The sequence below is a fragment of the Formosa sp. Hel3_A1_48 genome (assembly GCF_001735715.1).
Lineage (GTDB): Bacteria > Bacteroidota > Bacteroidia > Flavobacteriales > Flavobacteriaceae > UBA3537.
Genome location: NZ_CP017259.1, coordinates 1,023,412 through 1,044,050, shown reverse-complemented (window position 1 = coordinate 1,044,050; position 20,639 = coordinate 1,023,412). Strand labels below are relative to the sequence as shown.

The 20,639-nt window shown below is 36.0% G+C and carries 18 protein-coding genes; 13 read left to right on the top strand and 5 right to left on the bottom strand.

Annotation, left to right across the window (positions count from 1 at the left end; all coding sequences use genetic code 11):
* Positions 1–23: 23 nt before the first annotated feature.
* From FORMA_RS04740 to argH, 11 genes are all read left to right on the top strand, one after another.
* The gene (locus tag FORMA_RS04740) at positions 24–575 is read left to right on the top strand and encodes a YybH family protein (RefSeq protein ID WP_083236558.1); all 552 of its coding nucleotides are present in this window, start codon (positions 24–26) and stop codon (positions 573–575) included.
* A 393-nt stretch (positions 576–968) separates the two neighbouring features.
* Entirely contained in the window at positions 969–1,580 is a 612-nt protein-coding gene (locus tag FORMA_RS04735) for a GNAT family N-acetyltransferase (protein ID WP_069674574.1), read from the top strand.
* A gap of 1 nt (position 1,581) precedes the next feature.
* Positions 1,582–2,778, top strand: coding sequence for an argininosuccinate synthase (locus FORMA_RS04730; RefSeq protein ID WP_069674573.1), 1,197 nt, complete (start codon positions 1,582–1,584; stop codon positions 2,776–2,778).
* Positions 2,775–3,752, top strand: coding sequence for an N-acetyl-gamma-glutamyl-phosphate reductase (gene argC, locus FORMA_RS04725; RefSeq protein ID WP_069674572.1), 978 nt, complete (start codon positions 2,775–2,777; stop codon positions 3,750–3,752). The genes FORMA_RS04730 and argC overlap by 4 nt, the downstream gene beginning before the upstream one ends.
* Positions 3,753–3,754: 2 nt before the next feature.
* Positions 3,755–4,048, top strand: a complete 294-nt coding sequence (locus FORMA_RS04720; RefSeq protein WP_069674571.1) for an SET domain-containing protein-lysine N-methyltransferase — start codon at positions 3,755–3,757, stop codon at positions 4,046–4,048.
* Positions 4,045–4,845, top strand: coding sequence for a pyrroline-5-carboxylate reductase (gene proC, locus FORMA_RS04715; protein ID WP_069674570.1), 801 nt, complete (start codon positions 4,045–4,047; stop codon positions 4,843–4,845). Before FORMA_RS04720 ends, proC begins: the two co-directional genes overlap by 4 nt.
* The gene (locus FORMA_RS04710) at positions 4,842–5,966 is read left to right on the top strand and encodes an aspartate aminotransferase family protein (RefSeq protein ID WP_069674569.1); all 1,125 of its coding nucleotides are present in this window, start codon (positions 4,842–4,844) and stop codon (positions 5,964–5,966) included. Before proC ends, FORMA_RS04710 begins: the two co-directional genes overlap by 4 nt.
* Positions 5,963–6,898, top strand: coding sequence for an N-acetylornithine carbamoyltransferase (locus FORMA_RS04705; protein WP_069674568.1), 936 nt, complete (start codon positions 5,963–5,965; stop codon positions 6,896–6,898). The genes FORMA_RS04710 and FORMA_RS04705 overlap by 4 nt, the downstream gene beginning before the upstream one ends.
* Entirely contained in the window at positions 6,895–7,674 is a 780-nt protein-coding gene (gene argB / locus FORMA_RS04700) for an acetylglutamate kinase (protein ID WP_069674567.1), read from the top strand. The genes FORMA_RS04705 and argB overlap by 4 nt, the downstream gene beginning before the upstream one ends.
* The gene (locus FORMA_RS04695) at positions 7,671–8,738 is read left to right on the top strand and encodes a M20 family metallo-hydrolase (RefSeq protein ID WP_197500746.1); all 1,068 of its coding nucleotides are present in this window, start codon (positions 7,671–7,673) and stop codon (positions 8,736–8,738) included. Before argB ends, FORMA_RS04695 begins: the two co-directional genes overlap by 4 nt.
* A 3-nt stretch (positions 8,739–8,741) precedes the next feature.
* The gene (argH, locus tag FORMA_RS04690) at positions 8,742–10,022 is read left to right on the top strand and encodes an argininosuccinate lyase (protein WP_069674566.1); all 1,281 of its coding nucleotides are present in this window, start codon (positions 8,742–8,744) and stop codon (positions 10,020–10,022) included.
* On the opposite strand, the gene FORMA_RS04685 is transcribed toward argH, so the two are convergent.
* The 5 genes from FORMA_RS04685 to FORMA_RS04665 form a co-directional block, all read right to left on the bottom strand.
* Positions 10,019–10,699, bottom strand: coding sequence for a DUF2490 domain-containing protein (locus FORMA_RS04685; protein ID WP_083236557.1), 681 nt, complete (start codon positions 10,697–10,699; stop codon positions 10,019–10,021). The two genes, argH and FORMA_RS04685, sit on opposite strands and share 4 nt — an antisense overlap.
* 3 nt (positions 10,700–10,702) lie before the next feature.
* Entirely contained in the window at positions 10,703–11,329 is a 627-nt protein-coding gene (locus FORMA_RS04680; RefSeq protein ID WP_069674565.1) for a carbonic anhydrase family protein, read from the bottom strand.
* 29 nt (positions 11,330–11,358) lie between these two features.
* A complete protein-coding gene (locus FORMA_RS04675) occupies positions 11,359–12,915 on the bottom strand; it encodes a SulP family inorganic anion transporter (RefSeq protein WP_069674564.1) in 1,557 nt (518 codons plus the stop codon).
* 99 nt (positions 12,916–13,014) lie between these two features.
* Entirely contained in the window at positions 13,015–13,344 is a 330-nt protein-coding gene (locus tag FORMA_RS04670) for a hypothetical protein (RefSeq protein WP_069674563.1), read from the bottom strand.
* Positions 13,341–14,009 (bottom strand): TetR/AcrR family transcriptional regulator, encoded by a 669-nt coding sequence (locus tag FORMA_RS04665; protein ID WP_069674562.1) that lies wholly within the window; start codon positions 14,007–14,009, stop codon positions 13,341–13,343. Before FORMA_RS04665 ends, FORMA_RS04670 begins: the two co-directional genes overlap by 4 nt.
* 592 nt (positions 14,010–14,601) lie before the next feature.
* Between FORMA_RS04665 and FORMA_RS04660 the strand changes: the two genes are divergently transcribed.
* The gene (locus tag FORMA_RS04660; protein WP_069674561.1) at positions 14,602–17,397 is read left to right on the top strand and encodes a helix-turn-helix and ligand-binding sensor domain-containing protein; all 2,796 of its coding nucleotides are present in this window, start codon (positions 14,602–14,604) and stop codon (positions 17,395–17,397) included.
* 226 nt (positions 17,398–17,623) lie between these two features.
* Positions 17,624–20,638 carry a SusC/RagA family TonB-linked outer membrane protein gene (locus FORMA_RS04655; protein WP_069674560.1) on the top strand — a complete coding sequence of 1,005 codons (3,015 nt, stop codon included), beginning with the start codon at positions 17,624–17,626 and terminating at the stop codon, positions 20,636–20,638.
* Position 20,639: the final 1 nt, after the last annotated feature.

The following is a 20,639-nucleotide window of genomic DNA, read 5'->3' as shown; positions in this document are numbered from 1 at the left end:
TAATCTTTTAAAAACATAAAACAATGAACAGAGTAGCATTGCTTAGTATGACGTTAATCTTAATGTCTTCTTGTGCCATTAGTATTGGTAATACAAAAAAAACTTCACCCCCAGAAAGCGCTGTGGAAGTCGACAGAGAAGTTGGTTATTTAAAAACACCAAATCGAACCTATACAGCTTCCTCTGGAGATAATTCTGTTGTAAAATTGTGGGATGAATATATTGCAGTCCATAACAGCAGGGATATTGAAGCCATTATGGAAATGGAATCTGAGTCAATACAAATTTGGGGCCCAAATGGAGAATATATTAAAGGTAAAAAAGCACATGCAGCATTTTTGGCGGAATGGTTTGAAGGAGCAAATCCAAAATGGAATACATTTTTCTCATTTCCAATGAAAGTTAATGATTTGCAAGCTCAAAAAGATGGGCAGTGGGTGGTCACTGGGGCACAAGTTACAATGACAGTTGAGGGTCAAGATAGGAGTGTTATTCATTTGTCAGATGTATATTTTGAGAATGGTAAAGTTGATAAGTTTTATGTTTACCAGCGACTTCCAGCTTCAGATAATTAGTATTTCACCATAATAAATCACAACAAAAGCCACCTTTGGGTGGTTTTTTTGTGCCTATTTTTAAGTTTTGTTTGATTTGCAGAATTTTAATTGATAAATAGTTAATATTTTTATTTTCAAATGACAATTCTTTAATTTTTGAAAATAATTTGGATTCGGAGTTTCAAATAAAAAATTAATTTATAGTTTTACCCCGTTATAAAATTATCATGATTGACACAAAGTTTTTACTATCAAACATTTGTTCACTAACTCTACCGAGTAGTGCTCCATTGTGTCCGCGTCACTACCGTCGTCGCCCTTAGGGTGTATTTATAATTTTTGGAACTTAGGTGAGTCCGGTTCTTCCTTTTCAATTTTCTTTAAGCTTTAACTCTAATTAATCTTCTGATAATGAAACTAGTTATCACAGATAAATCACATCATATTTATGCACAAGTTATTTGTGCCACTATTGAATCTGCTGCACAAGTCAGAGGTACAGGTATTGCCAAGCGCTCTCCCGAATACATTTGTAAAAAGATGGATCAAGGTGATGCAGTTATTGCGTTAGATGGGGATAAATTTGCTGGATTTTGTTACATCGAAACTTGGGACCACCAGCGATTTGTAGCCAATTCTGGTCTAATTGTACATCCTGATTATAGAAACCAGGGATTAGCAAAAAAAATCAAACAATTGGTATTCGATCACTCTAGAACTAAATACCCAAAAGCAAAGGTGTTTAGCATTACCACAGGGCTGGCCGTGATGAAACTTAATACGGATTTGGGGTACAAACCTGTGACCTTCTCTGAGTTGACTAAGGAGCCGTCTTTTTGGAAGGGCTGTCAAACTTGTAAAAATTATGATGTTTTACAGCGTACTGAGCAATCAATGTGCTTGTGCACCGGAATGTTGTTCGATCCAAAACAGCAAAAAAAGAAACGTCCAAAAAAAATTAAGACTTCAACTTTTAAACGCTTAAAAAGTATTAAACAAACTCTTTTTCTTAAAAAACAATAAAATGAATTCTAAACACAGATTAGTTTTGGCCTACAGTGGCGGCTTGGATACCTCTTATTGTGCAGTACATCTGTCACAAGATCTTGGTTATGAGGTTCATGCCGTTAGTGTAAATACAGGGGGTTTCACTAAAAATGAAATTGAATCCATTAAGGTAAAAGCCTATAAAATGGGTGCGTTTGCCTACAAAAATATTCAAGCCACAGAGCAATTTTATCAAAAAGTTGTTAAGTATTTAATTTTTGGAAATGTTCTCAAAAATAATACCTATCCACTTTCCGTCAGTGCTGAGCGCATAATCCAAGCCATAGAAATAGTAACCTATGCCAAATCTATAAACGCTAAATACATTGCACACGGAAGCACAGGAGCAGGAAACGATCAAGTGCGTTTTGATATGATTTTTCAAACCTTGGCACCAGAAATTGAAATTATCACCCCTATTCGTGATAATAAATTAAGTAGGGAAGATGAAATCACGTATTTAAAATCTAAGGGGGTTGACTTGGCTTGGGATAAAGCTAAATATTCTATTAATAAAGGCCTTTGGGGGACGAGTGTAGGCGGTGATGAAACCTTGACATCTCACTTGGCTTTGCCAGAAGAAGCTTACCCTTCTCCACTCAAAAACAACGCACAAACTTTGGTGAAACTTAGTTTTCAAAAGGGAGAATTAGTCGCTGTAGATGATGTAGAAAACACTCCGGTTGTCAATATTCAAATGCTTAATGAACTAGCATCAGCATACGCCATTGGCAGAGACATTCATGTTGGCGATACCATAGTGGGTATCAAAGGCCGTGTTGGTTTTGAAGCTGCTGCAGCTCTGATCATCATCAAAGCCCATCATTTGTTAGAAAAACACACCCTTTCCAAATGGCAACTGCAACACAAAGACAGTATGGCTAGTTACTATGGGATGCATCTTCATGAGGGTCAATACCTTGATCCTGTGCTGCGTGATATGGAAGCATTTTTTCAATCCAGTCAGGCTAGTGTTAGTGGAGATGTCACCGTTGTTTTGAAGCCTTATCATTTTACAATAGAGGGTATTACATCTGATTATGACTTAATGAACTCTAATTTTGCAAGCTATGGCGAAATGAATACTGCATGGACTGCCGACGATGCGAAAGGATTTATAAAAATAACGGCCAATCAAAATAAAATTATTCAAAATTTAAATTCAAAATCATGATACAAGTTGGAATAATTGGTGGAGCAGGATACACTGCTGGTGAGCTAATACGATTGTTGTTAAATCACCCAAAAGCTGTCATAAATTTTGTGTACAGCACATCAAGTGCGGGGCGACTATTGAGTGCTATTCATCAAGATTTGTTAGGCGAAACTTCTATACAGTTTTCAGATCAAATAAATCCAAATATAGACGTTTTGTTTTTGTGTTTAGGGCATGGTAATTCAAAAGCGTTTTTAGAGGCCCATGAGTTTTCAAGTTGTACAAAAATCATAGACTTGAGTCATGATTTTAGGTTAAAAACTTCAGCTAATTTTCAAGCTAAACAATTTATATACGGGCTGCCCGAATTAAATAAAAAGGAGATAATAAAGGCTAATTATATTGCTAATCCTGGCTGTTTTGCAACAGCGATTCAGCTGGCGCTATTGCCGTTGGCAGCTCATCATTTGATTCAAAACCCAGTACATATCAACGCTGTTACAGGCGCTACAGGTGCTGGAACAAAACTTTCCGCCACAACTCATTATACATGGCGTGATAATAATTTTTCGTACTACAAAGCCTTTGGGCATCAACATCTAGGGGAAATTAAAGAGTCTTTAGTTTCACTACAAAAAGAGTTTGATTCTGCGCTAAACTTTATTCCAAATAGAGGGAATTTTTCTCGTGGAATTTTTGCGACCTTATACTTAGAACTTGATGAAAGCTTAGAGACCATTCAATCGCTTTATCAGTCTTTTTATAAAGATGCACCTTTCACCATTATTTCTGAAAATGAAGTCCATCTCAAGCAGGCGGTAAACACCAATAAATGTATACTTCATCTTACGAAATACAACAATAAACTACTCATAACTAGTGCTATCGATAATCTTTTAAAAGGCGCTTCAGGCCAAGCTATTCAAAACATGAATTTGATGTTTGGAATTGAAGAAAAAACAGGACTAAAACTCAAAGCAAGCTATTTCTAATCATGACTTACAGACCACTACCAAAAGAGCTTACAATTGCCAAATCAAAAATAGAAGGTTTGGGCTTATTCGCTTCTGAGGATATCAAGAAGGGGGTAATTTTAGGTATTTCACATGTTCGTGACAATCGATTTGAAAATGGTTTTATAAGAACACCGTTAGGGGGTTTTATTAATCATTCAGAAGCTCCAAATTTGGAGACAATTTTCATAAGCGAAGACAGATTTGTGAAAACAATTAGATCAATTTCAAAAGGAGAAGAATTAACACTCAATTATACACTTTATAAACTATGAAAATAGCAATTATTGGAACAGGTAACCTAGGGCGCTCGATTGCTAAAGGGCTTATTATCAACAACGCCATTACATCTTTATATTTAACGCGAAGAGGGCTAGAAGCACTGCAAGAGTTTGAAGGCTACAAGAATGTTCATCTAACGGCGGACAATAGCAAAGCTGTACAGAATTCTGATATTCTGATTTTTGCTGTTCAGCCCGCGCATTTACAATCTATTTTAGAATCAATTGCGTCACATCTTACAGAAAAGCACATTGTGATTTCGACTATAACCGGATTTTCTATTTCTAAAATAGAAAGTATAGTTGGTGCTCAAAATTACATCATAAGAGCGATGCCTAACACAGCTATTGCTGTTGGTAAATCCATGACCTGCTTGTGCAGTAATCAAACAGGCAAATCAAGATTATCTGTTGCCGAAGCTATTTTCAATAGACTTGGAGCAACAATTTGTATTCCGGAAGAGCAAATGCAAGCCGCAACAGTAGTGTGTGCTAGCGGTATTGCTTTTTGGATGCGCTTGATTCGTGCCACAACTCAAGCCGCTATTCAATTGGGCTTTGATGCTAAAGAAGCGCAACGCTTGGCTATGCATACCAGTGAAGGCGCAGCGCAACTCTTGATACAAAATGGACATCACCCCGAAGAAGAAATAGATAAAGTGACCACACCAATGGGCTGTACTATTGAAGGATTGAATGAAATGGAACACAAGGGTTTAAGCTCTTCTTTGATTCAAGGAATGGTAGCTTCATTTCAGAAAATTAATGCTATAAAAACCAATCAAGTATGAAATTATTTGATGTTTATCCATTATTTGATGTAACGCCAGTTCGTGCAAGAGATGTCTATGTTTTTGATGATCAAGACACACAATATTTGGATCTCTACGGCGGTCATGCTGTGATTTCTATTGGGCATGCTCATCCTAAATATGTTGAGAGCATAACTCAACAGCTGAACCAAATTGGTTTTTATAGTAATGCGGTTAAAAACCCATTACAAATTGAATTGGCCAAAGAATTGGCCATAGATTCTGGATGTCAAAATTACGAATTATTTCTGTGTAGTTCGGGGGCAGAGGCCAATGAAAATGCTTTAAAGTTAGCCTCATTTCATACCAACAAAGCATCCATTATTGCCTTTGAAAATTCTTTTCATGGGCGGACCTCTGCAGCAGTAGCGAGCACGGACAATACAAATATTATAGCACCACTTAATGCACAGCAAAAAGTAGATTTTCATCCATTAGGGGATTTGGAGGCGGTAGAGAACACGCTTAAAAAAGGAGAAACCTGTGCTGTTATTATTGAATGTATTCAAGGAGTAGGTGGGTTAGATCAAACTACTACAGCGTTTTGTCAAGGACTAGAAATGCTTTGTAAAACTTATGGTGCTGTACTCATTGCCGATGAGGTGCAATCTGGTTTTGGCCGAAGCGGAGATTTTTTTGCTTTTCAAAAACATGGTATTACCCCGCATATTATTTCTATGGCCAAAGGTATGGGCAACGGATTTCCAGTCGGGGGTATTTTGATTCATCCAGAGATCGAAGCGTCTTACGGACTTTTAGGAACAACCTTTGGAGGAAATCACTTGGCCTGTGCGGCTACTCTTAGTGTTTTAGACGTGTTAAAGGGTCAAAATTTGATGAATAATGCACAACAAATGGAGCTCTATTTTAGGCAACTTGTCAAAGATATTCCTCAAATTGTTCAACTTAAGGGTAGAGGTTTGATGCTCGGATTGGAATTTGAATTCCCGGTTGCTCAATTAAGGAAATCACTGCTGTTTAACCACAGGATATTTACAGGAAGTTCCAAAAACCCAAATTTAATACGCATTTTACCTCCTTTAACGATCAAAAAGGAACATATCGATACTTTTTTCAGCGCTCTAAAACAAGAATTATGAATCACTTTTTAAACATCAAAAGTATTAAAGATTTGAACAAAACCGTTCAAGATGCCCTTGCACTAAAAGCCAATCCATATGCGTACAGTAGTCTCGGTACTCAAAAGACTTTAGTCTTATTGTTTTTTAATGCAAGTTTAAGAACGCGAATAAGCACAGAGTTGGCAGCTAAAAATTTGGGAATGAGTGTCATTGTTTTGAATGTCAATGACGCATGGCAATTAGAGTTTGAAGAAGGTGCGGTTATGGACTTACAGTCTTCGGAACATATAAAAGAGGCCGCTCAAGTCATTTCTCAATACGCCACCATTATTGGTGTAAGAGCATTTCCAACTTTGACAGACAAGGTCAAGGATCAGTCCGAGTGGGTTTTGAATGCCTTTGCTGCTTATGCATCAGTTCCTCTAATCAATATGGAAAGCGCTACAGCTCATCCTTTGCAAGGTTTAGCGGATGCCATTACCATTGCAGAGCAAAGTGATAAAATCAAGCCAAAGGTTGTGCTTTCATGGGCCCCACATCCAAAAGCTTTACCGCATGCAGTTGCCAATTCTTTTGTGCGGACCATGCAGCTTCAAGATGTGGATTTTAGTATAGTTCATCCTGAAGGCTATGATTTGGATCCATCAATTGTAAAACACACAGCTGTATCCAATAACCAAATAGAAGCTTTTAAAAATGCTGATTTTATTTACGCCAAAAACTGGAGCTGTTTTACTGATTATGGAAAAATTCTAAAACCAAAATCAAATTGGATGATTACAGAAGAGAAAATTGGCAAAGCTAAATTTATGCATTGCCTTCCAGTCCGACGAAACGTTGTGGTAGAGGACGCTGTACTTGATAGCCCAAAGTCTTTATGCATCGACCAATCTAATAACCGAACTTTTGCTGCTCAAATTGTGTTGAAACAAATTTTAGAATCATTATGAAACAGTCACTAAGTATTGTAAAAATAGGAGGTCATATTTTAGATGATCCTGAAGCCAAAAATTCATTTTTGTCTCAATTTGCTGCTATTGATGGATCTAAACTATTGGTACATGGTGGTGGGAAATCAGCGACAGAATTATCAAAAAAAATGCAATTAGAGGTTCAAATGGTGGATGGACGGCGTATTACAGATGTTAATACTCTTGAAGTAATCACTATGGTTTATGCTGGAAAAATAAACACTTCGATAGTAGCTCAGCTACAAGCGCTGGGGTGTAACGCTATAGGTTGCTCTGGAGCTGATGCTAATTCTATTCAATCTGTAAAACGGCCTGTTTTGGATGTTGATTATGGATTTGTGGGGGATATTCAAAATGTAAATTCGGACTATATTTCAATGTTGTTAAGTGCAGGATTAACGCCAGTTTTTTCTGCTATTACGCACAATAAAAAAGGACAATTACTCAACACCAATGCAGACACTATTGCCGCTTCAATAGCAAAATCTCTAGCCGATATTTTTGATGTTACATTATATTACTGTTTTGAAAAACAAGGAGTTTTAAAAGACAAGAATGATGAAAATTCATTAATAAAAGCAATAGATAAGCCGATATATGATGAACTTGTAAAATCAGGATTAGTTACAGACGGAATGTTGCCAAAATTACAAAATTGCTTTGAAGCTTTACAACATCAGGTTTCGAGGGTATGTATTGGTCAGCCAAGTATGCTTTCGGGGGATTCTAACAACTACACAACTTTAACACTATGATAACCATAGACACTCTTACTCAGTCGGCTATTAAATTATTAAAGAACTTGATAGAAACGCCTTCATTTTCATCTGAAGAAGACCCAACGGCCTTGCTTTTGGAACGATGGTTTCAAAGGTTCGAAATCCCATACAATCGCTATCAAAATAACGTTTGGGCAACTAATAAATCTTTTGATACAGCAAAACCCACACTTTTGCTCAATTCTCATCATGATACCGTGAAACCAAACAGTGGGTACACTAAAAACCCTTTTGATGCACATATTGAAGATGGCAAGCTTTATGGTCTTGGGAGTAACGATGCAGGGGGGTGTTTGGTGTCACTTTTAGCAACCTTTACTTATTTTTATGATCGGGATTCATTGGCTTATAACTTGGTTTTCGTGGGCTCAGCAGAAGAAGAAAGTAGTGGGCCAAATGGCCTCAATTCTATGCTTAGCATTGTTCCAAAAATTGATGTAGCTATAGTTGGTGAGCCTACTCAAATGCATTTGGCAGTTGCCGAAAAAGGTTTGGTGGTTTTTGATGTTGAGGTATCAGGAACGCCGAGTCATGCCGCTCACCCCAATGAGAACAACGCACTATACAATGCCATTCCAGTGATGGAATGGATAAAGACCTATCAATTTGAACAAGAATCTGAGGCTTTGGGCCGTGTAAAGATGACACTGACACAAATTAATGCGGGTCAGCAACATAATGCCGTTCCAGCAAAGGTTGTTATGGTGGTAGATGTGCGCGTGAACGATTGTTATTCTAATGCTCAAATTGTAGCTCTCCTACAAGAGCATTTGCCAAATGCAAAAGTAACAGCGCGAAGTACAAATTTAAATTCCTCTAGTATTTCTAAAAACCACCCGTTAGTCCAGGCGGGGATTGAGTTGGGGAGAGAAACATACGGTTCGCCAACTCTTTCAGATCAGGCGGTGTTGAGTTGTCATTCACTGAAGTTAGGCCCTGGAGACAGTACTCGATCGCACACAGCTGATGAGTTTATTTACGTACATGAAATTGAAGAAGGGATTGCATTATATATCCAATTATTAAATAAAATACTATAATCTATGAAACTTTGGGACAAAGGAGTATCTATTGATAAAACTATTGAAGCGTTTACGGTTGGAGATGATCGAGACATTGACTTGTATATTGCTAAGTACGATTTACAAGCCTCCCTTGCACATGCCAAAATGTTAGCCCATATTGGAATTTTAGACAAGGGTGAGCTTGAACAAGTTGAGCGCGCTATCGGCAAACTTTTAGAAGAAGAAAAGCGCGGTATTTTTAAAATCGAAAATCAGTTTGAGGATGTTCACTCTAAAATTGAGCACGAGCTAACCCAGCGTATTGGCACTGCTGGAAAAAAAATACATACTGCACGCTCAAGAAATGATCAAGTTTTGGTGGCTTTGCAGTTGTATTATAAAGATAATTTGAAAAGCATTCAAAAGCAAGTTAAAGTCTTGTTTGATACATTATTGAATTTAGCAGAACAACATAAGTCAGAATTATTGCCTGGTTATACGCATCTTCAAGTGGCTATGCCATCGTCTTTTGGGCTTTGGTTTTCGGCTTATGCCGAATCTCTTATTGACGATGTTATAGTGCTTCAATCAGCACAAAAAGTTGTGGATCAAAATCCATTAGGTTCTGCAGCTGGCTATGGGAGCTCCTTCCCAATTGATCGTGAGATGACAACAGAATTACTGAATTTTTCAGATTTAAAATACAATGTTGTATCTGCTCAAATGTCAAGAGGGAAAAACGAACAAATAATTGCATCGAGTTTAGGAAACCTAGCATTTACTCTTTCCAAGTTTGCAATGGATATCTGCTTGTACATGAGTCAAAATTTTGATTTTATCAGCTTTCCAGAAGAGCTTACAACAGGGAGTAGCATCATGCCGCACAAAAAAAATCCAGATGTGTTTGAATTAATACGTTCGAAATGTAATGGCTTACAAGGATTGTCGTCTCAAATACAATTGATGACAAACAATTTACCAAGCGGCTACCATCGGGATTTTCAATTATTAAAATCGCCAATGATTTCAGCTTTTGAGACACTAAAAACAGTATTGTCTATTTTTGATTATGGACTGAAACAGATTGAAGTTAAATCCGTGAATTTGGATGATGATAAGTATAAGTATTTATTTACTGTAGACAGCATCAATTCACTGGTACAAAATGGCGCGACGTTTAGGGAAGCTTACCAAACTATTGGGGCACAAGTTCAAGACGGATCTTATGCATGCGGTACACGACATAAACACAAGCATATTGGCGGTATAGATAACTTGGCTTTGAACAAAATCAAAGCCAAGTTTCCAAAATTAAATTAATTCTTAGTATTTCTTAAGTCTGTATTAAAAATCAAGCCAAACTGCAAAAATGTTTTGGCAGTAGTTTGTACTTCTTGGCGCAATAGACCTACTTGAAAGTGTATGTTGTTTGCATATTGGTAGCCTAATCCTCCGTACAATCGGTTGCGATCAAAAAAATTCCGTTTATCATTTATGAATAGCTCATCATAAATACCTAAGTATAGAGCTCCCGCTTCTATTTTAGGACGATTTAGAGGTATAAAAACCATTAATCGATAGCGAAAGCGCATTTTGAAATCATCTTCTACAAAACGTTCTTCCAGCCGATAACGATGTTCCAGTTTTACCCGACCAATGGTATTGGTGGTCAAAAACTGTTGCCATATACGATGCTCTTCAACTTCTGGACTTTTCCTTTCAGAGTCGTATTCATAGTTGCCAATATGTGCGTAACCAAAAGTTGCCGATGCGTTGGGCCTGAAATGGTAATTTAGCCCAGTACGAAGCAATAGCTGTTCTATATTTGTAGGGCTAATGGTATGATTTCTGTATTGAGCTTCTGTGTGAATACTGAATTTTTCACTGACTTTATTAGTGCCAAAATACATCAGCCAATTTCCAGTGTCGGTTTGAGCTTTAACAAACATTGACCCCCAAAAAAGAAGGCCAATGCTCAATATAAATCTGAGTTTCATAGATTAATAAAATATTACTTCTCCAGTTTTTATGTCATACATACCCCCAACGATTTCAATTTCGCCAGCATCTTCCATTTCTTTTAGAACTTGGCTTGATTCACGAATGTTGTCAATAGTCATATATACATTCTTTTTTGCTACTTCATTGACAAAATCGATGTTGGATGAGTTTCTTTGGCTTTCATCTGTTGGTTCAGTAACGGCTTCTACAGCAGGTTCAATTTTATTTATTAAAGCCGTGAGGTTTCCTAGGCGCGCATGATCACAAGCTCCTTTTACAGCGCCACAGGCAGTATGCCCTAATACAACAACCAATTTTGTTCCTGCCAATTTGCAGGCAAATTCCATACTTCCAAGAATGTCCTCGTTGACGAAATTCCCAGCAATTCTAACACTGAATATATCACCAATTCCTTGATCAAATATTAGCTCGGACGAAACTCTTGAATCTATACAACTCAATACAGTAGCAAACGGATATTGTCCAGTACTTGTTTGTTTCACTTGACTCATAAGGTCTCGACCAGCTTGTTGGCCTTGAACAAAACGTGTGTTGCCTTCAACTAAAGTATTCTTTGCTAGTTGAGGAGTCATTTTATCTTGTGTATCTTTTGTGTGTGCGTTCATTATTTTTATATTTTAATTGTTATAAATTATTATGCCGTAGGGCGTAGTTTAAAAAATTCAATAAAACTTTCGGGGTTTTTTACTGTTCCACGTTCAGATATTAGAGTGATATCAATATTTCTATTTTTGGCTTTGAGTGAGAAATCTTCGAGAATTTCAATAATATCATAGTCTAAAAAACGTGTTTTTCGAACATCAATTTCTAGATTAGTATCTTTTTCAATCGCTTCTAGTTCTTTGAGAATTGCTCCTTTATTTATAAATGTAACTTCTTCTGCAAGAGTCATTTTTAATTTTCGGACTCCATTGCTTTTGTCTTCTATGTGTAAAAAGTGCGAGTTTTGGAAGCTTTTAATAAGAACAACAATTACACCAACCGCTAATCCTAGTCCAATTCCAATTAGAAGATCTGTAAAGATGATTCCAAGTACGGTAACTATGAACGGAACAAACTGCTTCCATCCTTGCTTGTATATAGAAATAAATAGTTTAGGTTTAGCAAGCTTATATCCAACAACTAATAATATGGATGCAAGAACGGATAACGGAATATTGTTAAGAAGCTTTGGAATAATTAATACTGAAAGCAACAACAAAAAACCATGGACAATTGCCGATGTTTTTGTTTTTCCACCAGATTGAATATTCGCTGAACTGCGTACAATAACTTGTGTAATTGGGAGCCCCCCAATTAAGCCCGAAATAATATTTCCGGTTCCTTGTGCAAAAAGCTCCCTGTTTGTCGGAGTAACTCTTTTTCTTGGATCTAATTTATCTGTGGCTTCAACACATAGTAAGGTTTCTAAACTTGCCACAAGTGCGATTGTGAAGGCTGTTAACCAAATTTCAGGATTACTTATTTGACTGAAATCAGGACTAGAAAATTGCCCAAGAAACGAGTTGATATCACCTGGTATTGGAACATTCACCAATAAGGCCGATTCTATTTGCCAGCTGGGATTATTTTTAGTTAATATAAAATATAATATTCCTACTCCAACTGCCACAACTGGGCCTTGTATGATTTGAAAAAATTTATGCGCATTACTCAACCAAGTATTCCACAAAATTAAGATGCCTAGGCCGATAAAGGCGATAAGTGTAGCTCCAGGGCTAATGAAGTTAGACATTTCTGTAAAACTTGCATTTGCAGCAAGTACTTTGTCGTAGCCAAAGAAATAAGGAATTTGTTTTATGATAATGATGATTCCTATTCCTGTTAACATGCCCTTGATCACAGATGAAGGAAAGTAATAGCCAATTACTCCAGCCTTGAGTACACCAAAAAGAACTTGTATGACACCACCTAGAACAACAGCAAGTAAAAAGTTTTCGAAACCGCCAAGCGTTCCAATAGAGGTTAAAACGATAGCTGCTAATCCCGCTGCTGGGCCGCTAACTCCAATAGCAGAGCCGCTGAGTAATCCAACAACAATACCCCCAATAATTCCAGCAATTAGGCCAGAAAACAATGGGGCACCACTGGCTAAGGCTATACCTAAGCATAAAGGGAGTGCAACAAAGAATACAACAATACTAGCAGGAATATCAGATTTTAAATTTTTAAAAGGACTTAAATGATTCATGATTAATTATAAATTGGTTTTCTTAATTTTTTAAAAAAAAGATTAATTAGGTTAATGATGTTTGTGATAGTTTTACGAAAGAGACTGTCTTTTTACAATTTAGACACAAAACTGCTCAGGAGGAGGTAAATTTATATCTAGTTGTATGTTAGAATGTTTATGCAAACGATAGCATGCATTGGTTAAGCCGTATGTACACGATTGGTAATAAAAATGAAGTAAAGGGTTAAAATCTTTCTTGTGTTCGTTTTCTTCAACATCAACTACATCGGACTCACTTGAATCTGAATCGTTCCAATTTATATTGTAATCTGTGTCAAAACTTAAATCGAAAACGGGTGCTGCCGATTGAAGAATAATTGTTAGAGCGAGAATACTGCTAAAAACAATACGGGCAAAGTAAACTTTATAAAGTGGCTTTAATATCATTTCAATGTGCTAATAATGAGGTTTGTATAAAAGCGTATGATGTTGTTTTGACCTTTTTCAACATCCGTTAGTGCAGGCAGATGTTCTGCGAAATAACGCTGTTGGTGTGCGCCTTCTATAATGGTAGACACCAACATGTGCGGAAACTCGTACTTTGGATTGTATTCTATAATAAAATCACTCACCCTTTGAACGACCTGTTTATATGTTTTATAAAATCCTTTCTCATTTTCGTTGTCAACATCTTTTGTGTGGTACGCTTTGGATGACTCAGTAATAATAATTTTATTGAGTAAAACTTCATTAATGAAAGAAAAATTACTGTCTTGTTTGATATCAGCTACAAGAAGCTCTATGGACATTTTTATTTTATCTTCTGCTTTGTTGAGTTTTGAAGTTTCTAAAACAATTTTGTAGTCCATCCAACTCCAATACCAGTTTACAAGGTATACCAATAGCATGTGTTTATTGGAAAAATAGCGGTAAACTGAGCTTTCATTTGAGCCAATTGCTGCTCCGAGTTTCTTGAATGTAAAAGATTCAAACCCCAAAAGATTAATCATTTCAATGCTTTTAGAAATGATGTCCCTCCCTAAGTCCGAGGATTCAGGGTCCTTAGAAAAAAGGGAGCTTCTTATTTTTATTTGCAAGTTTGAATTTTCCATAGTAAAACAATGCAAATATAATAGTATTACTATTAATTAGTGATTAATATTTCCCAATATTTTCATAAAAAAACATATTTTTTAATGCTTGTTTTTCCCGATTATTACGTCAGATTGCCGTTTATTACATCAATAAGCCGTTTGTTACATAGCGCTTGCAGCGTATTATATACTGATCTATATTTACATTGTAATTTAATATCTTATTACAAAGTTAAATTGGTTAATTGGTAGAGCATCGCTTCGGCGGTGCTTTGCTTTTTCATTTTGTTTTGCGTTTTTACCTATTGAATTTTATTTCAATTATTGTGATTTAATGTAATAATTAATGTATGGTTATTTTTTAATCTTGTTGTATAGTTGATAGAGCTTAAATGAGTTCTAAATAATCCCTTTAACAGATATAGAAATGATAAATCTCAGAGCTGTACTTTAATTTAAAAAATAATTATTTGACACTATTGTATGGTAGGTAAAAATCATATGTATCTCTTTGGGTGTTAAATTTTATCTTCACTTTGTTTAAAATTCGTATTTTGCAAGTCAAATCAAGAGATAAGCTTAACTTTCTTGCAATTTAATTGGTTTAACAATGAGGTTATTAAAATTTACACTTTTTTTCCATATTGTCTTTTTGGGCCATACTCAAGAACATCCCCCTGTGATGACTTTCCCCCCAGAGATATACAATGCAGCAAATCAAAATTGGGGTATTACCCAATCTGATGATTTGAAAATGTATTTTGCTAATAATACTGGGGTTCTTGAATTCAATGGTTCAAAGTGGAAGCTTCATCCAACTGATGACAGCTCTATTGTTCGATCTGTAAAAGCTGATGGCTCAAAAGTTTACTCGGGCAGTTACATGGACTTTGGTTATTGGGAGCACAATCAATATGGAGATCTAATTTATCAATCTCTTGTTGAGGAGTATGGTATATCTGTTTTGGAAGAAGAACAGTTTTGGAATATTAAAGTTCTAGATGACTGGATTTTATTTCAATCCTTGTCCAGAATTTATATGCTCAATAGGGATACCAAGAAAACCCGTGTCATTGAATCGAAAGATGAAATCTGGAATATATTTAATGTTGAAGGGATTATTTATTTTGCAAAAAAAAATAAGGGGATATACAAAATTGTTAATGGGATTGAGGTATTAGTAACAGACAATCCGTCGTTGATAGCTTCACGACTTGTTGGGATTTCAATAATAGACAACAAACTCCTCTTTATAACCTCAAAAAATGGCTTTTATTTTGTTAAGGACAACCAGGTTAGCCCTTGGAAATTAAACATAGACACAAACGACTTAACCATTTATACATCTAAACAACTTAGTGATGGTAGTTTGGTTTTGGGGACTATTTCAAACGGATTGATTCACATTGAAAATGATGGACGTCTCAAGTACAGATTGAGTTATGAAAAAGGACTGAGTAATAATACGGTTCTATCGATTTTTGAAGATCAAAAAAATAATATTTGGTTAGGGATGGATATTGGAATAAGTCATGTGAATTTATCATCAAGATTTAGGGTTTATAATGATGCAAAAGGAAAAATAGGGACTGTTTACACTTCTGTAGTTCATAATAATGATTTATATCTTGGCACAAATCAGGGCCTGTTCAAGAAATCAAAAGATAGTTCTGGAGATTTTGATTTTGTTGAGGGGACAAGCGGCCAGGTATGGGTGTTAAAAGTTATTGATGATCAACTTTTTTGCGGTCACGATTTAGGAACTTTAGTTGTAGCAGATGGTAGAATAAAAACAAAAATATTTGATGCTAATGGAACTTGGGATTTCAAGAAAATTAAAGAAACAAATTTAATTTTACAAGGAAATTATTCTGGTCTTCACGTGCTAGAAAACAAATCCAATCGTTGGAAATATCGAAACAAAATTCAAGGCTTTGATATCTCCAGCCGTTTTTTTCAACTCAATGGACTAAGGCTTTATGTTAATCACGAATTACGGGGTTTACATGTCTTGGAATTGTCCAATGATTTTCAAAAAGTAAATGATACGAGGATAATAGATTCGATTGATTTTGGCTTTGGCTCAAACTTTATAAATTTCTCAAACAGTTATTATTATACTTCTGCCAATGGGGTTTATAAATTAGATGATTCAACAGGGTCATTTACCAAAGATCCATTTATTTCTGATGTTTTGGACAGCTACAATTCAACATCTACCATTTTGGATGTCAACGGAACCGATCAAATCAAATGGTGTTTTGCCGACAATAACCTCTTGCTTATGAGTCCTGGAAGTTTAAGTGATAAGCCAAACTTGGAGGAAATACCGGTGTCGATACCTAATTTTAGAAAAGTAGTTGTAGGATTTGAAAACCTCACAAAAATTAATGATTCTGATTATTTGTTGGGGTCTTCTAATGGCTATTTCGTTCTGAAAGTGGATACTCCAAGGCAGGAAAATCGGCAGAACATCCAAATAAACTACATACAGGCAAACGTCAATAATGAGCCTAGAACTACATTGGACTTATATCAATCACCAACATTAAATTACAAAAACAACAACCTAAACTTTAGTTATAACATTCCACAGTATGGAAATATAGTAGACTTGAATTACGCATATAAGCTAGAAGGCTGGTCCGAAGATTGGTCTAATTGGCAGCCACAGAGCACTCAAATATTTGAAAATCTTCCTTATGGCAAGTATGTTTTTAAGGTTAAAGGCAAAATAGGAGACACAGAAACTATAAATGTTGCTTCTTTTCCATTCATTATCAAGCGCCCATGGTATTTATCCGCTGTAGCTATAGCTATTTATGTAATACTTCTTCTTATTTTTTCTGTAATTATCCATATTATTTACAAAGGATATTACAAGCGCCAACAGCAACAGTTGCTACTTAAGTCACAAAAAGAAATGGCACTTAATGAGCTAGAAACTAATCAAAAATTAATGCAACTAAAAAATGAAAAACTCGAGTTAGATATTGAAAGTAAAAATCGTGAACTAGCCATCTCAACAATGAGTTTAATCAAGAAAAACGAGTTTTTAAATACCATTAAAACAGCAATCAAGGAAGAGAGTTCTTCACAGGGTATCAATAAGGTGATAAAAATCATTGATAAAAATCTAAATAATACTGACGACTGGAAATTATTTAAAGAGGCATTTGACAATGCCGACAAGGACTTCTTAAAATTAGTCAAACAAAACCATCCAAAACTTACGCCAAATGACCTAAAGCTTTGTGCGTATTTAAGACTCAATTTATCATCAAAAGAGATAGCACCGTTGCTGAATATATCACCTAGAAGTGTTGAGGTCAAGCGATATCGTTTGCGAAAAAAGATGGATTTACCACCAAAAACAAGCCTAGCGAATTATATTCTAGAGTTGTAATTTCATTTTTTTTTAAAAAAAACCATACACTACCCAAACAATAATGTAATTTAAGAAAACAATTTAACTTTAATTCTCTAGTACTCTCCCCAAACCTAACCTGTAAACATAATTTATACGTCGATTTGTATTTTTTTAGTAGATGTATATTTTTTGTAGCGGTAAATTTTTCAACCACAACATTATGTTATGATAAATTTAACAAAAAACAAACAAACCGATTTTTATGAAAAGAATATTTTATTCCATACTGATGATTGCTCTTTGCTCCTCATATGCATTTGCGCAATCGTTTTCAGTAACTGGAACTGTAAAATCCAGCGCGGATGGAATGCCGCTTCCTGGAGTTAACGTCCTAGTAAAAAACACAAATAATGGAGCAGTCACTGACTTTGATGGTAATTTCTCATTAAGTAGTGTTTCTCAAAATTCAATTATTGTATTTACTTACATAGGGTTTAAGACACAAGAACTTGCAGCTACAGCTAACATGCAAGTCAATCTTGAAGAAGATAACGAATCTTTGGATGAAGTTGTGCTAATTGGATATGGATCAAAAAGCAGAAAAGATCTTACAGGAGCAGTTTCTATGATCAAGTCTGAAACTATTGAGAAACTTAAGCCAGTCGATGTAGCGCAAGCACTTCAAGGTAGATCTGCAGGAGTTTCTGTAACTACAGCATCTGGTTCTCCAGGAAGTGGATTTCGTGTTCTTGTTCGTGGTGTAAGTACTAATGGCAGTAATGATCCTCTTGTTATTGTAGATGGTTATGTAGCTTCTATGAATAGCGTCAACCCAGACGATATTGAATCATTAACTGTTCTTAAGGACGCACAAGCCGCTATATACGGAATATTAGGAGCTAATGGTGTTATTTTAGTCACCACAAAAAGTGGTTCTAAAAACTCTGCACCTCAAGTGTCTTACAATGTATACTCAGGTGTTCAAGAGACCACTAAGAAATTGTCTCTGCTCAACGGTTCAGAGTATGCAGCATTAATAAACGAAAGTTATGCTGCAAATGGAGAAACTATTCCTTACCCAAATCTAAATAATTTAGAAAACGACAACGATTGGCAAGACAACCTTTTTGATCAAGCCATGATCACAAATCATAATGTAAGTCTTTCTGGTGGAACTGATGCAATTACTTATTACCTTGGAGCATCACATCTAGATCAAGAAGGTATTATTGCGAGTAATAAATCCAACTTCAAAAGAGATAACGTCAAGCTTAGATTAGGAATTGACGTCAATGAACGTTTAAAAACAACGCTAAACCTAAACTATTTCGCTAATGAGCGCAAAACCATTAATGAATCTGGCCTAGGCTCAGTATTGTTTAATGCATTGAGTTATTCGCCATTGTATGCCTTAGATCAAGAAGATTTGAATGGCGCTTTTGGTAACGAGATTATTAATCCATTTTCTCAGATAAGAGACACCTACAACTCCTATTTTGGAAGTAGTATTGAAGGGAATTTCCAAATAGAATATAAAGTCTTGGATGGCTTGACTGCAACAACGCGTATGGGGTTCAAGTCATACTCTGACAAGGCGAAAAAGTTCTCACCAATTGTTGAATATGGAGCAGGTAAGGTATTCAACACAACACGAAGTACAGTAAATCAAAGTAAAGAACAATTTAATTCTTATACATGGGATAGTTTTCTTAACTACAAAAAAACATTCTTAAACGACCACAATGCTGAAATTACATTGGGTATGGCCGTGACTAAAGATTGGGGTGATGGATTATTTGCAACCGGATATGATGTTCCTAACAACTCCTGGGCATTTGCTGATATAGCACTTACCACTGGAACAAATGAGGCTAAAGAAAATGGGTCATACACATATGATAACCGACTTTTGTCTTATTTTGCACGTCTTCAGTACGACTTCAAAGGGAAGTATTTAATTTCTGCAATGTTGCGTAGAGATGCTTCCTCTGCATTTGCTCAAGATTATAGAGTAGATTATTTCAAATCAGCAACTGCTGGTTGGAAAGTTTCTGAAGAATCGTTCATGGAAAACGTTAATTTTATAAACTTCTTAAAATTGAGAGCATCGTACGGTACACTAGGAAACTTAGTTGGAAGTGACTTGTATAGAGCATCACTTAACGGAGAAGCCACTTATGTATTTGATAATACTTTGACCAACGGTACTGCGCTTGGGCCCTTACCGAATTCTGTAGCTTCATGGGAAACTGCAGAAAAACTTGATATTGGTTTAGATGCGAAAATATTTGATAATAAATTAGAAATTGTTGCCGATTATTTTGTTGAAGACCGTGTAGACCTTTTAATTCCTGGCCTTCCATTTTCTGGAATTCTTGGAGCCACAGCTCCTGGTTCTGGAACGCCTATAGTAAATGCTGGAACAACAAGAATTAAAGGACTCGAGTTGATGTTTAACTATGCAAATGAGATCAACGATAATTTGTCATACAATGTAAGTTACAATGTCACTAATCTTGACGGAGAAGTAACTTCAATCAACAGCGATGTTGCAATTGAAGGAGGGTCTTTCGGGATTGGTCAATTAGCTCCATCACGAATGGAAGTTGGTCAACCAATAGGTTATTTTTATGGACTTCAAACTGATGGAATATTTCAAAGTCAGGCTGAAGTTGATGCGCACCCATCTCAAGCAGGTTTGGGTAATGCAGCTCAACCGGGTGACCTAAGATTTGTGGATGTCAATGGTGATGGTGAGATTGATGCCAATGACCGTACATTTATAGGTAAACCAATAGCTGACTACATTATGGGTTTCAATATTGGAATAAACTATAAGAATTTTGATTTTTCAGCTTATGCTTATGCAGAGCTTGGAAAAGACATGGTACGTAACTATGAAAGAGATCAAAAAAATGTCAATAGACTAGATTACTACTTAGATCGTTGGACCGGTCCTGGAACTAGTAATGAAGTTCCAAGAGCTACTACCGGGGCGACTTCCAATAAATTATTTTCAGATTTCTTTGTTGAAGATGCTTCTTTCTTAAGAATCCAAAACATTCAACTAGGATACAGCTTGCCTTCATCGGCTATTGAAAAAGCTGGGATTTCTAAACTAAGAGTTTACGGATCTGTAAACAATGCCTTTACATTTACAAAGTATAAAGGATTTGACCCAGCGGCAACTACTGGAGATGCCATAGGTGGAGGAATTGACCCAGGTTTTTATCCTGTAACAAGACAATTCCTTTTAGGACTAAATATTTCATTTTAAA